The organism is Brevibacillus sp. FSL K6-0770, from assembly GCF_038000275.1.
Classification (GTDB): Bacteria; Bacillota; Bacilli; order Brevibacillales; family Brevibacillaceae; genus Brevibacillus; species Brevibacillus parabrevis.
Window position 1 is genome coordinate 3,548,061 of record NZ_JBBOBQ010000001.1, and the last position, 12,436, is coordinate 3,560,496.

The window sequence follows — 12,436 nt, forward strand, 5'->3', positions numbered from 1 at the left end:
CCTCACTCGCTTTCTCCCGTTATATTTTTCTGTAGTGCCTGCGCAATGACTTCATTGACATCTTGCCGCACAAAGCGAGCTGCGCTGGCAATCGCGTTTTTCATCGCTCTCTCGTCAGAGGAGCCATGAGCCTTGATCACAGGGCTTTTCAAGCCCAATAACGGCGCTCCCCCGTATTCCGCGTAGTCCATTTTCTTCTTGAAGCGCATGAGTCCCGGCTTTAAGATGGCCGCTCCTACTTTATTAATCAGACTCGAAGTAAACTCCTGCTTCAACTGCGAAAAGATTGTGGAAGCAGCGCCCTCTACCGCTTTCAGCAGCACGTTGCCGACGAAGCCGTCACAAACCAGCACGTCACATGCCCCTTCCATGACGTCGCGCGCTTCCACATTGCCGACGAAATTCAGGTCTGCCTGGGACAGCAGCGGGAACACCGCTTTGGTCAGCTCATTCCCTTTGCCTTCTTCTGTCCCTACGTTGAGCAGTCCTACTTTTGGATTTTCGAATCCAAGCACTTTTTCTGCGTACAGGCTGCCCATCACCGCGTATTGCAGCAGGTGATGCGGCTTCGCATCCATGTTGGCCCCCACATCAAGTGTGAGTGTTACGCGGCCTTTTTTATTCGGGATATAAGCGGCCAGCGCCGGGCGCTCGATGCCTTCCATGCGGCCTGCGTACAGCAGACCTGCCGTCATGAGCGCGCCCGTGTTTCCCGCCGAAATCGCTGCATCCACGATCTTTTCACGTGCCATCTCAACTGCAACAACCAGCGAGGAATTTTTCTTGCGACGTACAGCTCGAACCGGCTCATCATCTGGCAAAATCACTTCTGTCGTAGGAACAATCTCGATGTTTGCCGGCGCGTCTTGCGGCAAGTGGTTCCGAATGGCTTGTTCATCTCCCACCAGTACAACCGTAATGGCCGGGTTTTCCTTGATGGCAGCAAGTGCTCCTAATACTGTACTTTTTGGTGCGTTGTCGCCGCCCATCGCATCAACTGCAATTCGCAACCGTGTCTCCTCCTTACCTCTCATTCATGCCGATTTTGTGCGACAGTCATTTCCACAACCCGGAATGTCGCTGTAAAGACCAATTCACCTTGAACTTTCGTCTCCACGCGCACTTTGCACTCGTCGCCGTCTCGGCTGCGTACTACTGCCTTCGCGACCAGCTTTTCGCCAATGCGCACGGGGCGCACAAAGCGAATCCGGGCTGTAGCTGTCAGCGCCACATCGGCATTAATGACTGCTACTGCCAAAGAGTTAGCCTGGGCAAAAATATAATGGCCCCGGGCAATTTGTGTTTTGGAAAAAACGTGCTCTTCTTTTATTTCCAATACGGAAATAGCTTGGGAATCGAGCTGCAAGTCGATGATCTCCCCGATTACTTCCTCAATCCCTAACGACTTCACGGGATCAAGGCTTTTCTCCGCAACCGATTTGATCCGCTCCCGAAGCTCCGGAATCCCAAGCTCCAATCGATCTAGTCGTATTGTTTGAATGCTGACATGAAATAACTCAGCCAGATCTTCGTCCGTCGCAAATGGATTATCCGCCAGCGACTGCACCAAGCGGGTCTGGCGGTCTTTTTTTGGCAAGCGGGCGATGCGAAACACCCCCTAGCAAGATTCTTGTTTCGGATATGTATGATTGCGAGCTGTTTTTAATACCAGGTACCAAAACAGTATAAGGGAGAACGTTGGCAATTACAAGTAAAGTTCTTGAAAATGGGTAGCTCTCCCTAGCGGTACATTAGCCGAATGATCTCCTCAATCCCGGGTTCTTTCATCTGGATGTCCAAAGGCTCACCCCAGCCAGCCACTTCTGCCAGGATGCGCGGCGAAGAAATTTTTCCTTTGTCAAAATGAACGGACAAAACATTGCCGGACAACTCCAGCCGTTCAATCCCTGCCAACTCGGCACCCAGGCTTGGCGGCTGGCGATATTCAACCTGAATCAGACTGGGCAAACCGATTTGGCGGCGCATGTCATCCAATGTCGTGTCCATCATCTTTTTGCCGTGATTGATGACGATAATCCGCTTGCACAATTGCTCGATATCGTCCATGTCATGCGTCGTCAGCAAGATCGTCTTTTTCTGCGTCTCGTTCACTTCTTTTAAAAAGGCGCGGATGCGCGTCTTGGCGACCACATCCAGCCCGATTGTCGGCTCATCCAAAAACAGCACAGGCGGATCGTGCAAAAGCGCTGCCGCCAAATCCGCTCTCATCCGCTGTCCGAGCGACAGTTTGCGCACAGGTGTATCCAGAAATTCGCGCATATCCAGAAGCTCCTGGTAAAGCTCCATCGAGCGCCGATACGTGCGCGAATCGATTTTGTACATCGCCTGCAAAATCTCGAATGAGTCTTTGACGGGCAAGTCCCACCACAACTGCGTTCGCTGCCCGAAGACGACGCCGATGCGCGAAGCGACCTGTATCCGGTCTTTTTGCGGACTGTAGCCGCCAATGCGGATTTCTCCCCGACTGGGGTGCAAAATGCCGGACAGCATCTTGATCGTGGTCGATTTCCCCGCTCCGTTCGGGCCGATGTAGCCGACGAACTCCCCTTCCCCGACGGAAAAGGAGATGTCGTCTACAGCCTTGACCTCACGCTGCTCCCGGGAAAACAAGGTGCGCACCGAGGCGAAGCGGCCTTTTTTCTCCGGAGACAAATAGAACGACTTGCCGATATGTACAGCTTCTATCATGATGAAAACCTCCTCAGCTTCCCGTAGAGTGATAATGTCGTATGCCTACCTTCCAAAAGGTGAGTGCCAAAAACAATGCGGTCGCCGCCGCAACAGGCGCCAGCAGCGGGTAGTACCAGCCTCCCCCTTTTCCGAGCAAGGCCAGCATCGGCAAGTAATTCATGTACGCGATCGGCAAGGCGGTAAAGAACAGCCATTTCAGCCAGCCTGGATAGAGCGAAATCGGATAGTTGGAGGCATTCGCCGGCGCGTAGATCGTAAAAGTCAGGATGTCTCTCATTTGATGCGTCCAAAAAGAGAGAGCCGCCGAAGACAACGCCATGGAAAAATAAATGACCCCGCCCGAAAGAATCGCGATCGGAGAAAAGACGATCAACCAGAGCAAATCTGCCCCTTCCCGGGCAAGTCCCGCAAGCGAGAGCACCAGCACTGCCACGCCTTGCACGATGCCGCCAATCCGCGAAAGGTCGAGATTGCGCGTAAGCAAAAGCAAGAGCGGCGATACCGGGCGAATCAGCATCTGGTCAAATTCTCCGTGCACGACATACTTCTCAAAATCGTTCACTTCCGGAGCAAACAGCCGATACAAGGAGACAGATGCCGAAGAAATGCCGTAAAGCATGCCGACCTCGTAAATATTCCAGCCAGCCACATCGTTGAAGCGGTGCAAAATGGCGGAAAGAATCACAAAATCGAGAACCATAATCATGCCGGTCGTAGCCGCGCTCGTAATGAAATTCATTTTGTACTGCATTTGCGAGCGGAGACTGGCTGCGATCAGCTTTCGATAAAGCATGAGCACGTCGCTACCCCCCTTGTATTTCCAGCTTTCTTCTTGCTTGCTTCGTCACAGCGAGAGCGACTGCTGTCAAAATGACAGCCCACAGCAGCTGAACCCCGATGCTGTAGGCCGGAGCAAGCTCCAGCCAGTTCATGACCGGATAGTAAATCATGGCGGCAAAAGGCAAAAACGGAGCCAGCTGCCCGAGTACCCCCGGCATCAGATCGACAGGGATCATCTGCCCGCCAAAGCCGAAAACTAGCGAGAGCAAAATGAGGTGCAGCCAGCGCACCTCGGTCGTCCAGAAAGAAGAAATGCCGACCAAATAAAAAAGGAGCATGCCTACGTAGGCAGCCAGCAGAAGCGAGAGCAAAAACAAGAGGTACGCAAGCGGATCGGAGGGGAAAGAAAAGCCTACCGCAAGCCCAAGCAAAAGGCCGATCGGCAGACTGCGGTAACAGGCGTTATAGAGCAGGCGGCCAAACTCCTGGCTCAAGGTGTACCACAAGTAATGGACAGGCTTGATCATGTCGAGGCTGACCGCTCCGCTGCGCACCCCGACCTGCACATTCAGCCCCGGTGACATGAACGTCGTCACCCAAAGCACGCTTTGGCAAATCGCGATGTAGCAAGCCATCGTTTCCGCGTCGTACGGGCCGTGAACGGCTTTGCCTCGCAGGACTCCCATCCAAATGGCAATAAAAACAAGCCCAAAAATCGAGCTCGCCACATTGTTGATCAGATGAGAGAGACGATACTGAAGATTGCGTCGATAGCTTTTGCGGATAATCCGCCAGTAAACCATAAGAACCTCCTCGTGGAAAAGTCAGGAATAACAGGATAGCAGGGCTCCTATATGATTGCAAGCAAAAAAAAGAGAAGGCTCTTCAAAAAGAAGAACCTTCTCTGATAAATCCATCTGCTGTCACGCGGGGTCTCCCTTCACGCCAGCCAGATGAAATCTACCCGCTATTTCATGCGTCTTTGCCGTTTTCAGCGGCTACCAATACGTCTACCTCGCTCTTGTCGAGGGCTTCGGCCATTTCCCGCCCTGGTGCGCGGTCCGTCACGATCAAGTCGATCTGATCCAGACTGGCTACCCGGTACAACATGCTTTTTCCGAATTTGGAGTGGTCAGCGAGAATAATCACCTGATCCGCCCGCTTCATCATCTCCCTGATCACATAGCCGTGATCTTCATCCGGGGAAACAAGTCCGCCCGTCGTCAGCCCGCAAGCTCCGACCAGCAACTTGTCGACGTGGTAATTCGCCAGATTTTCTACGGTTCGGGTGCCGTGCACACATTGATCTTGCGGGTTCACATCCCCGCCGAGCATTTTCACAAGCACGCCTTCCTTGCGCGAAACACTGGCTGCTGTAGCCAAGGAGTTTGTAATGATGACATGGTCTTTTGTCTGCAACGATTCTACCGTCAGTTGAACCGTCGTAGATGCGTCAAGCAGCAAATAGTCGCCGTGTTTGATCAAACGCGCGGCAGCCTGCGCAATCCGCCGCTTCCCTGTCAAATCGAGCTGCATGCGCTCCTGATGAGAAAAGCTTTTTTTGCTCAAGCTAGGCAAAATCGCTCCACCGCGAGTCCGCAAGATTTCTCCCTGCTCCTCCAGCTTGACGATATCTCGCCGGGCCGTATCACGGGAGACGCCGAATTGCTCCACGACTTCCTGTACACTGATTCGGTGGTGCTGCTGCAAATATTGCAGGATCGCGGTCAATCGCTCTTCCTGGTACATCACGGTTTCACTCCATCCTTGCCTTTCTTCCTCATTGTAAGTCATTTACGCACTTTAAGCAATATCATTTAAGCATTCATAAGCATTAATAAGTAAAATGAAGGCACAAAAAAAGCAAGGTGATTGCTCACCTCACTTTTTACGCAGCAAAGCTTACTTTGCTACTTTCACACCTTTGTAGTGACCGCAGCTTGGGCAAACACGATGCGCAAGCTTGTATTCGCTGCAATTATCGCATTTGATCATGCCTGGAATCTCTAATTTGAAGTGCGTACGACGCATTCTTTTACGGGTTTTGGAAGTTCTCCGTTGAGGTACTGCCATCTTCCTTACACCTCCTTCAACTGACAAATGCTAAGATGCTCTATTGGGTGGACAGTATAGGCCAAAAGCTTATGCCGTCCTTCAAAAATGAGACGCTGCATCCGAAGATCGGCGCCTCACCTTGAAAACAAGAGAATACTACTTGCTGTCCTTGAAAAAGTCAGCCAACCCGGCCAAGCGCGGGTCAATCCGCTCATTCTTGCAGCTGCATGCCACTTCGTTGCGGTTTACGCCACAACTCGGGCACAATCCTTTGCAATCTTCCTCGCACAGCGGGAAGGTTGGCATCGCGAGCAAAAAGTCCTCTTGCAACAGCGCAGTAAGCTCGATCTCGTCTCCTTCCAGTGGAAGGATGTCGCTGTCTTCGTCCTCGCTTATGATAGGATCATCTGCCAAAGCAAAGGTCTCGGAGAAGTCTATTGCCGCGTGATGGGTAAAAGGATTCAAGCATCGGGCGCAGACGAAATCGACATCGGCCTTCATGCTGCCTTTTACATAGTAGAGGTTACCGAGCTGTACAGCTTCGCCCTCGGCATTCACAGGAGTGATCCCGCGAATCTCGTTATGGCGACCTTTCAGTTCTGCTGCATCGAGCGTCAACTGAAACGGCAGTGCCTCTCCTTTTCGGTGTTCCAACTCTGCTAACTTAATGTTCATAGCACTTCACCTCATGCACAACAAGGATGATTATAGCCCGTGCAAAAAGCTTTGTCAACCATTTTTCCTTGACAGCTTGTTTGCTCAGGAAGATTTCGGTTTTTGTCCATCCAGATACGCAATCGCATCCTTTACTGTCTTGATGGGAACGATCTGCATGGAAGTTCCAATCCGTTTTGCGGTAGCCAGCGCTTCCTGATAATTGGAGGTTGCATCAGGCGTATCCTCGGGTGCAAAGAAAATTTCCGCCCCTGCTTTGTCAGCCGCGATGACCTTGTGGTTGATCCCGCCGATCCGGCCGACTGTCCCATCCAGTGAAATCGTGCCTGTACCGGCGATTTTATAGCCTTTTGTCAAATCCTTCGCCACATCGAGCTGATCCAAAATCTCCAGCGTCATCATCAGCCCGGCAGATGGTCCACCGATCCCTTGCGACGCGATCGTTACTTTTTTCGGAATCACGATCTCTTGCTTGTTGTCCGGACGCACCCCGATGCCGACGGACTTCGACTCTGGCAGTGGTTCCAAGGTTACCATCGTTTTCCCTTCTTGTCCATCTCTTGTATATGTAATCTCGACCTGATCGCCTGCCTTTTTGCTGGCGAGAGCTTGCAGCAAATCTTTGGCTTCGGCGGTGCGCACTCCATCGACGGCGGTGATGACGTCGCCGATTTTCAGCACTTTTTTGGCGGGAAGTCCTTCGATTGTGCCCATGACCCAGACGCCTTCTTTTTCGATCTTGACATCGTAGCCAGCCAGGCGAAAAGCGACCGCTTCGGCGATCTTTTGCGAATTGTCCATCACGGCTTGCTCGCGGCGGACGAAGTCTTCGTTGTCCTCCCCTTTGCTGACCACCAGCTCTTTCGGCATCAGTTCGGCATCAGGCGACATGTTCGCGTAGACGTACCAAGCGAGATTCGCCTCACCCATGCGCACAGTCGTAAGCATGAACGCGCCTGTTTCGTCCTTTTTGCCGCCTTCTACGTCGATCATCGGGCCTAGCGCGATAGCCGAGCCTGGCCTTGTCACATAGTAATTGGTCGGGATAAAAAAAGACAGTCCAGCCACAATCACAATCAAGGCCAAAACCCAGCTAAAGCCTCTGGCTCCTCGCGATCTGCGCGTTTGTCTATAAAGTTGGTCCTCGTTCATCCGTTTTCCTCCCAGTTCGCAATCAGTTGCTGGATGCGCTCTGCTTGTGCTGCACCCTCGCGTTCCCCGAGTTCGATGATTTCCTCCACGCCAGAGTAGGCAATACTGCTATAATGTCCAACATCCGGGCGGATTACGATATCCGCAGCAATGATCCTGTGGCGGAGAATTTCCCGTTCCATCACATCAATCGTCTGGGCAATGACGTCGAAGATGCTGTTCACCTTCATTGGCGTATCGACCTGGGCCACATCGACTGCAATGACGATATCCGCTCCCATGTCTTTCAGCACCGTCACAGGCACGCGGTCAATGACACCGCCATCGACCAGCAGACGCCCGCCAACCTTTTCCGGGACAAATATGCCTGGAATGGAAATGCTCGCCCTGACTGCCTGATCAATCGGCCCATCGCGGAATACAACCCGTTCGCCGGATTCGATGTCAGTCGCCACAATCGCCAAAGGCTTGCCCAGTTCTTCCATCCGCTTCCCGTGAGTGAGCAGCTTGATCAACTGCTTGATTTTCTCTCCCGCGACAAACCCCATGCTCGGTACGGTCAGATCAAGCCAGTGCTTGCGCTTCAGATTGAGCGCGAGCTTCGCCATCATGTGCGGCTCGATTCCGTTTGCATACACCGCCGCAATCAAACTCCCCATACTGCTGCCCGCAAGCATGTCGATCTCGATTCCTTGCGCCTCGAATGCTTTCAAGACACCAATATGCGCAAAACCGCGGGCCCCGCCTGAGCCTAGCGCTACCCCCACGGTTGGCTTTCGCTTCGCCGTCATGCAAACACCTCCTGTAAACAGCCTATGTGACCATTCCCTGTTCCTTTCACACTTGAAAGATACAAGCCTCACGCATAGATCATCAGCCTGTCACGTAGACATGTACTATGATCTTTTCGTCGACACAGGAGGATTCCATGTCACGCCACTCACCGTTTTTCACCTTGTTGCTTGCCCTCTCGACAGTCGCGCTCGTCTTGACCCTTGTCATTTACTCGCAAATTTCTTTTGAAGCCGCCGTCCGTGGACTCAAAATCTGGTGGGAGGTCGTATTCCCGTCCACGCTCCCGTTTATCGTCCTCTCGGAAATATTGATGGGACTCGGAGTCGTTCACTTTGTTGGCGTGCTGTTGGAACCGTTGATGCGCCCTTTGTTCAATGTTCCGGGAACAGGCGGATTTGTGCTCGCCATGGGCTTTTCATCGGGATATCCGGTGGCAGCCAAGCTGACTACCCGCTTGCGCCAGCAGAGCAATATCTCCAAAGCGGAAGGGGAACGGCTCGTATCTTTTACGACGACGGGAGATCCGCTGTTTGTCATGGGCGCGGTGGCAATCGGCTTTTTCCACAGCGAGCAAATGGGAGTCGTCCTCGCCTTGACCCACTATTTGTCGGCAGTCATCATGGGGCTGATTTACCGTTTCCACGCGCCGTTTGCTGCCATAACCAAGCCTTTGGAAAAAACGAATTTGCCCCTCCCGCTCCGCGCGCTGCAAGCCATGCACCGGGCGCGAATCCGCGACGGTCGGCCGTTTGGCAAACTCATGGGGGATGCCGTGCAGTCAGCGCTCAACACCTTGCTCATGATCGGTGGCTTTATCATCGTGTTCTCTGTGTTGATTCAGTTGTTTCAAGCGATTCACCTGACCCAATTGATCAGTACGTTTCTCGCTATTTTCCTCGGTCCCTTTGGCTTTCCTCCCGCCTTTTCCAAAGCCATCGTCGCCGGGCTGTTTGAAGTCACGTTGGGCGCGCAGGCAGCCAGTGTCGTTCCCGATGCCGTATCCATGGTCTGGAAAGCTGCGATCGCCAGCGCCATACTGTCCTGGGGCGGACTGAGCGTCCATGCGCAAGTCGCCAGCATTCTCAGCGAAACAGACATCCGGGTAGCGCCTTATTTGATTGCGCGTGCTCTCCACGCTTTATTGGCTGCCATTTTGACCTTTGTTTTCTGGCAGCCGCTGGTCAAAGCGAGCAACTGGTTTTTGGAAAAAAGCGTTCCCGTCTTCGTGCCGACCACTTCCGGAATCCCCGTTACAAGCTGGTGGGAGACGATCGCTTTTTCTGGCACGCTCGCGGCAGGGGTGGCTGTTCTGCTTTTCGGCATCAGCTTGCTCACCCGTTACTTTCGCAGCAGCAAGCCGAGGTAAACTCGGTTACTCGCTGGCCAATTTGCGCTTGAGCGCTTCTTCAATCGCTGGCGGCACCAGATCGGCGACACTTGCCTTGTACCTTGCCACTTCTTTTACGATGCTGGAGCTGAGATACGAATACTGATTGTTGGTCATCATGAAAAAGGTCTCGATCTGATCGTCGAGCTTTTTGTTGATGGAAGCAACCTGCATTTCGTACTCGAAGTCGGACACAGCGCGAAGACCGCGAATGATCACTTTGGCTCCGCGCTTGTTCATGTAATCGATCAGCAAGCCGTCAAAAGAGTCGATCTCCACATTGCTCATGTCCGCTGTCGCCTGACGAAGCATCTCGACGCGCTCCTCTACGCTGAACAGGGAATTTTTTTTGGAGTTGATCAGAACTGCCACGATGACTTTGTCAAACACTTTTGCCCCCCGACTGATAATGTCGAGGTGTCCATATGTAACCGGATCAAAGCTTCCCGAGCAAACGGCAATCGCCATGTTGCCTCCCCCTTTTTTCTGTGAAAAACGTCTCGACGTTTTTCATGAAATGGAATGCGACCGCAAAAAGCGAGGCGTTCCTATGCTTCTTGCTGCGGCTCGTAATAGTACAAAGTGACCGCTGTCTCGCCGTACGTAGCCTCGCGATCTTTGACGCAATCGCCGATGGCAGCGGGAAACGAGTCCTTGCTGTCGTGTTCGGCGACGATCCAGGCACCTGCTGCGAGCAGACCAAGCTGTTGTAGCTGAGTGATTTCTTCCACGATGTTTTGCTTCGCATACGGCGGGTCCAAAAAAACGAGATCAAACGGCTGCTCCCGCTTTGCCAATTGCCGGATGGCTCGATCCGCATCCATGCGGTACATTTCTGCGTATGCATCAAGGCGGCAGGCGCTGACATTTTGCTTGACGACAGAAAACGCTTTGGCATCGCGCTCGACGAAGACAGCTTTGTCCGCTCCCCTGCTTAACGCCTCAATGCCCAAGCTGCCTGTGCCGGCATACAAATCCAATGCCCAGCCCCCATCAAAGTACGGGCCGATCATGTTGAAAATCGATTCTTTCACTTTGTCGGTCGTCGGACGCGTTCCGCTTCCAGGGACGGCCGCAAGTTTTCTACCTCTGTGTTCTCCTGCGATGACGCGCATAATTGTTCACCTGTTCAAAGAAGTTTGTAGAAGATAAATGCCGCCTGTACCAAGGCCGTTCTGCCTTCAGGCTGATATCATACTATCACAACTGCCTACCCCCGTAAAATTGGCAACTGGAAAATTTATGCCGGCTTCAGGTATACGAGACGCAAAGTTTGGAAAACATGATGGATAGCGACGCAACGGTGTCGCTGACAACCGCGGAGAAGACTTACGTTTCCCCATAAGCTCTTCCTCCGGTTTCTCCTCTCCCATAATTGAAAGGCAGTTCACTTAGGCGCGCGGCGTGTCTGATAGGAGCATTCCGTGCCATCGCTCCCTTCGCGGGAGGAGTTGAACAGCTGCCCCATCGTCATTTGACGAGGGGGTATTTTTTTGTTCCCGGCATGCGCATACTACTTGCACATGTTCCAAAAGGGGGAATTGACATGGCAGCAAAACAACCGTCCGAGCAAAAGCTGAAAGCAGCCAAAGCCCAGTCCATCGCGGATCGTACAGGCATTGGCAGCGAAGCGGCACGCGAAATGCAATCGCGGGCGGACCAGTCCGACATCGTCAAACACGGGCAGTAAAATCGGGCAAAAAGAACGCAACCAGCCGTCCCATGCGATCGGCTGGTTTTTTCATGGAATGGAAAGCAAGCTCGTCTGTGTCAATGTTTCCCGCCTGCATTTCCCTCGCGGCTTCGTCTGGCTGCCTACAAACAATAAGCAAAACGGCCGCACCCATCTCATCACTTACCTCGTAGCAGCATCCAGCCCCAGCCTTATGCCACTACCGAATCGGGAGGAATCGTATGCACACCGTCTGGAAAGGATCAATCAGCTTCGGCCTGGTCAACATCCCGGTTCGCATGTTTACGGCGACAGAAGAACGGGATATTCGCTTCCGCCAGCTGCACAAGGAATGCAACACCCCCATCAAATACACGAAAATGTGCCCGCATTGTCAGCGGGAAGTGGACGCCAGCGAGATCGTTCGCGGCTACGAGTATGAAAAAGGCCACTTCGTCATGATCAACGACGAGGACCTGGAGGCGATCACCCCCGAAACCCGCCGAGCTATTGAGATTCTCGATTTTGTGGACTTGTCGGAGATCGATCCGGTTTACTTTGACAAAAGCTACTTTCTGTCTCCTCAGGACACAGGAGAAAAAGCGTACGCCCTGCTTCGCGCCGCGATGGGCCAAACCGGAAAAATCGCGATTGCCCAGGTGACGATGCGCAATCGGCAAAGTCTCGCCGTCATTCGGCTGTATGAGCATTGCATGATGCTGGAAACGATTTTTTATCCTGACGAAGTACGGCCAGTCAATCAAGTGCCTGCCTTGCCAGAGGCGACCATCCCCTTGGCGGAAAACGAGCTGAAAATGGCAACCGAGCTGATCGGCAATATGACCGTTCCGTTTGACCCAGCCAAATACACCGATGAATACCGCAGCGAGCTGCAAAAAATGATCGAGAAAAAGCTGGAAGGCCAGGAGATTGCCACGGCACCGACCGTCGCTCGGACGAATGTCATCGACCTGATGCAAGCGTTGAAGGAAAGTCTCGCTTCTACCGCAGGCACTTCGCCTGGTCCGGTAAAAATCGAGCCTGAGCCTACGCCAGCAGCAGCGAAACCGAAGCCAAGCCGCAAGCGCGCAACTCCCGCAGAGCCGACCGCAGCAGCTCCCAAGCAAATGCCAGCGCAAAGCGAGGCGATGACCACAACCAAAAAGCTGCGTCGCAAAAAAGCGACTCCCGTGTAACGCCATGCAAAA

15 protein-coding genes are annotated in these 12,436 nt (G+C 53.0%); 3 read left to right on the forward strand and 12 right to left on the reverse strand.

Features of this window, described 5'->3' with window-relative positions; genetic code table 11:
- Positions 1–2: 2 nt before the first annotated feature.
- The 10 genes from plsX to NST23_RS16635 all read right to left on the reverse strand — a co-directional run bounded on the left by plsX (position 3) and on the right by NST23_RS16635 (position 8,165).
- Positions 3–1,010: a phosphate acyltransferase PlsX gene (gene plsX / locus NST23_RS16590; RefSeq protein ID WP_217021373.1), complete on the reverse strand. Its 1,008-nt coding sequence runs from the start codon at positions 1,008–1,010 to the stop codon at positions 3–5.
- A 20-nt stretch (positions 1,011–1,030) separates the two neighbouring features.
- Entirely contained in the window at positions 1,031–1,615 is a 585-nt protein-coding gene (gene fapR / locus NST23_RS16595) for a transcription factor FapR (protein ID WP_122965162.1), read from the reverse strand.
- 125 nt (positions 1,616–1,740) lie between these two features.
- Positions 1,741–2,709 carry an ABC transporter ATP-binding protein gene (locus tag NST23_RS16600; RefSeq protein WP_340964116.1) on the reverse strand — a complete coding sequence of 323 codons (969 nt, stop codon included), beginning with the start codon at positions 2,707–2,709 and terminating at the stop codon, positions 1,741–1,743.
- Positions 2,710–2,722: 13 nt separating this feature from the next.
- Positions 2,723–3,505 (reverse strand): ABC transporter permease, encoded by a 783-nt coding sequence (locus NST23_RS16605; protein ID WP_217365054.1) that lies wholly within the window; start codon positions 3,503–3,505, stop codon positions 2,723–2,725.
- 10 nt (positions 3,506–3,515) lie between these two features.
- Positions 3,516–4,295, reverse strand: coding sequence for an ABC transporter permease (locus NST23_RS16610; protein ID WP_122965159.1), 780 nt, complete (start codon positions 4,293–4,295; stop codon positions 3,516–3,518).
- A gap of 169 nt (positions 4,296–4,464) precedes the next feature.
- The gene (locus NST23_RS16615) at positions 4,465–5,241 is read right to left on the reverse strand and encodes a DeoR/GlpR family DNA-binding transcription regulator (RefSeq protein WP_122965158.1); all 777 of its coding nucleotides are present in this window, start codon (positions 5,239–5,241) and stop codon (positions 4,465–4,467) included.
- Positions 5,242–5,394: 153 nt separating this feature from the next.
- Complete coding sequence (gene rpmF / locus NST23_RS16620; protein WP_005834357.1) at positions 5,395–5,565, reverse strand: 50S ribosomal protein L32; 171 nt, start codon at positions 5,563–5,565, stop codon at positions 5,395–5,397.
- 138 nt (positions 5,566–5,703) lie between these two features.
- Positions 5,704–6,222, reverse strand: coding sequence for a YceD family protein (locus NST23_RS16625; RefSeq protein WP_063227682.1), 519 nt, complete (start codon positions 6,220–6,222; stop codon positions 5,704–5,706).
- Between the two features lie 84 nt (positions 6,223–6,306).
- A complete protein-coding gene (locus tag NST23_RS16630) occupies positions 6,307–7,374 on the reverse strand; it encodes a SepM family pheromone-processing serine protease (protein WP_173598895.1) in 1,068 nt (355 codons plus the stop codon).
- Positions 7,371–8,165: a patatin-like phospholipase family protein gene (locus NST23_RS16635; RefSeq protein WP_173598896.1), complete on the reverse strand. Its 795-nt coding sequence runs from the start codon at positions 8,163–8,165 to the stop codon at positions 7,371–7,373. Before NST23_RS16635 ends, NST23_RS16630 begins: the two co-directional genes overlap by 4 nt.
- Positions 8,166–8,302: 137 nt before the next feature.
- On the opposite strand from NST23_RS16635, the gene ylbJ reads away from it, so the two are divergent.
- Entirely contained in the window at positions 8,303–9,535 is a 1,233-nt protein-coding gene (gene ylbJ / locus NST23_RS16640) for a sporulation integral membrane protein YlbJ (protein WP_173598897.1), read from the forward strand.
- A 6-nt stretch (positions 9,536–9,541) separates the two neighbouring features.
- Here ylbJ and coaD read toward each other — a convergent pair whose 3' ends face one another.
- Together coaD and rsmD are read right to left on the reverse strand one after the other, a co-directional pair.
- On the reverse strand, positions 9,542–10,024 hold the full coding sequence (gene coaD / locus NST23_RS16645) for a pantetheine-phosphate adenylyltransferase (RefSeq protein WP_063227686.1): 483 nt from the start codon (positions 10,022–10,024) through the stop codon (positions 9,542–9,544).
- Between the two features lie 80 nt (positions 10,025–10,104).
- On the reverse strand, positions 10,105–10,671 hold the full coding sequence (rsmD, locus tag NST23_RS16650) for a 16S rRNA (guanine(966)-N(2))-methyltransferase RsmD (protein ID WP_122965154.1): 567 nt from the start codon (positions 10,669–10,671) through the stop codon (positions 10,105–10,107).
- A 431-nt stretch (positions 10,672–11,102) separates the two neighbouring features.
- Between rsmD and NST23_RS16655 the strand changes: the two genes are divergently transcribed.
- Together NST23_RS16655 and ku are read left to right on the forward strand one after the other, a co-directional pair.
- A complete protein-coding gene (locus tag NST23_RS16655) occupies positions 11,103–11,246 on the forward strand; it encodes a hypothetical protein (protein WP_167470328.1) in 144 nt (47 codons plus the stop codon).
- Between the two features lie 224 nt (positions 11,247–11,470).
- Positions 11,471–12,424, forward strand: coding sequence for a non-homologous end joining protein Ku (gene ku / locus NST23_RS16660; RefSeq protein WP_173598898.1), 954 nt, complete (start codon positions 11,471–11,473; stop codon positions 12,422–12,424).
- Positions 12,425–12,436 lie beyond the last annotated feature (12 nt).

What these genes read in the sequence shown, in the direction of transcription:
- ku (WP_173598898.1), top strand. Translation starts at nt 11,471, where the DNA reads ATGCACACCGTCTGGAAAGGATCAATCAGCTTCGGCCTGGTCAACATC.
- NST23_RS16610 (WP_122965159.1), bottom strand. Translation starts at nt 4,295, where the DNA reads ATGGTTTACTGGCGGATTATCCGCAAAAGCTATCGACGCAATCTTCAG.
- ylbJ (WP_173598897.1), top strand. Translation starts at nt 8,303, where the DNA reads ATGTCACGCCACTCACCGTTTTTCACCTTGTTGCTTGCCCTCTCGACA.
- NST23_RS16630 (WP_173598895.1), bottom strand. Translation starts at nt 7,374, where the DNA reads ATGAACGAGGACCAACTTTATAGACAAACGCGCAGATCGCGAGGAGCC.
- NST23_RS16605 (WP_217365054.1), bottom strand. Translation starts at nt 3,505, where the DNA reads ATGCTTTATCGAAAGCTGATCGCAGCCAGTCTCCGCTCGCAAATGCAG.
- coaD (WP_063227686.1), bottom strand. Translation starts at nt 10,024, where the DNA reads ATGGCGATTGCCGTTTGCTCGGGAAGCTTTGATCCGGTTACATATGGA.
- NST23_RS16600 (WP_340964116.1), bottom strand. Translation starts at nt 2,709, where the DNA reads ATGATAGAAGCTGTACATATCGGCAAGTCGTTCTATTTGTCTCCGGAG.
- rsmD (WP_122965154.1), bottom strand. Translation starts at nt 10,671, where the DNA reads ATGCGCGTCATCGCAGGAGAACACAGAGGTAGAAAACTTGCGGCCGTC.
- NST23_RS16635 (WP_173598896.1), bottom strand. Translation starts at nt 8,165, where the DNA reads ATGACGGCGAAGCGAAAGCCAACCGTGGGGGTAGCGCTAGGCTCAGGC.
- NST23_RS16655 (WP_167470328.1), top strand. Translation starts at nt 11,103, where the DNA reads ATGGCAGCAAAACAACCGTCCGAGCAAAAGCTGAAAGCAGCCAAAGCC.
- NST23_RS16625 (WP_063227682.1), bottom strand. Translation starts at nt 6,222, where the DNA reads ATGAACATTAAGTTAGCAGAGTTGGAACACCGAAAAGGAGAGGCACTG.
- rpmF (WP_005834357.1), bottom strand. Translation starts at nt 5,565, where the DNA reads ATGGCAGTACCTCAACGGAGAACTTCCAAAACCCGTAAAAGAATGCGT.
- NST23_RS16615 (WP_122965158.1), bottom strand. Translation starts at nt 5,241, where the DNA reads ATGTACCAGGAAGAGCGATTGACCGCGATCCTGCAATATTTGCAGCAG.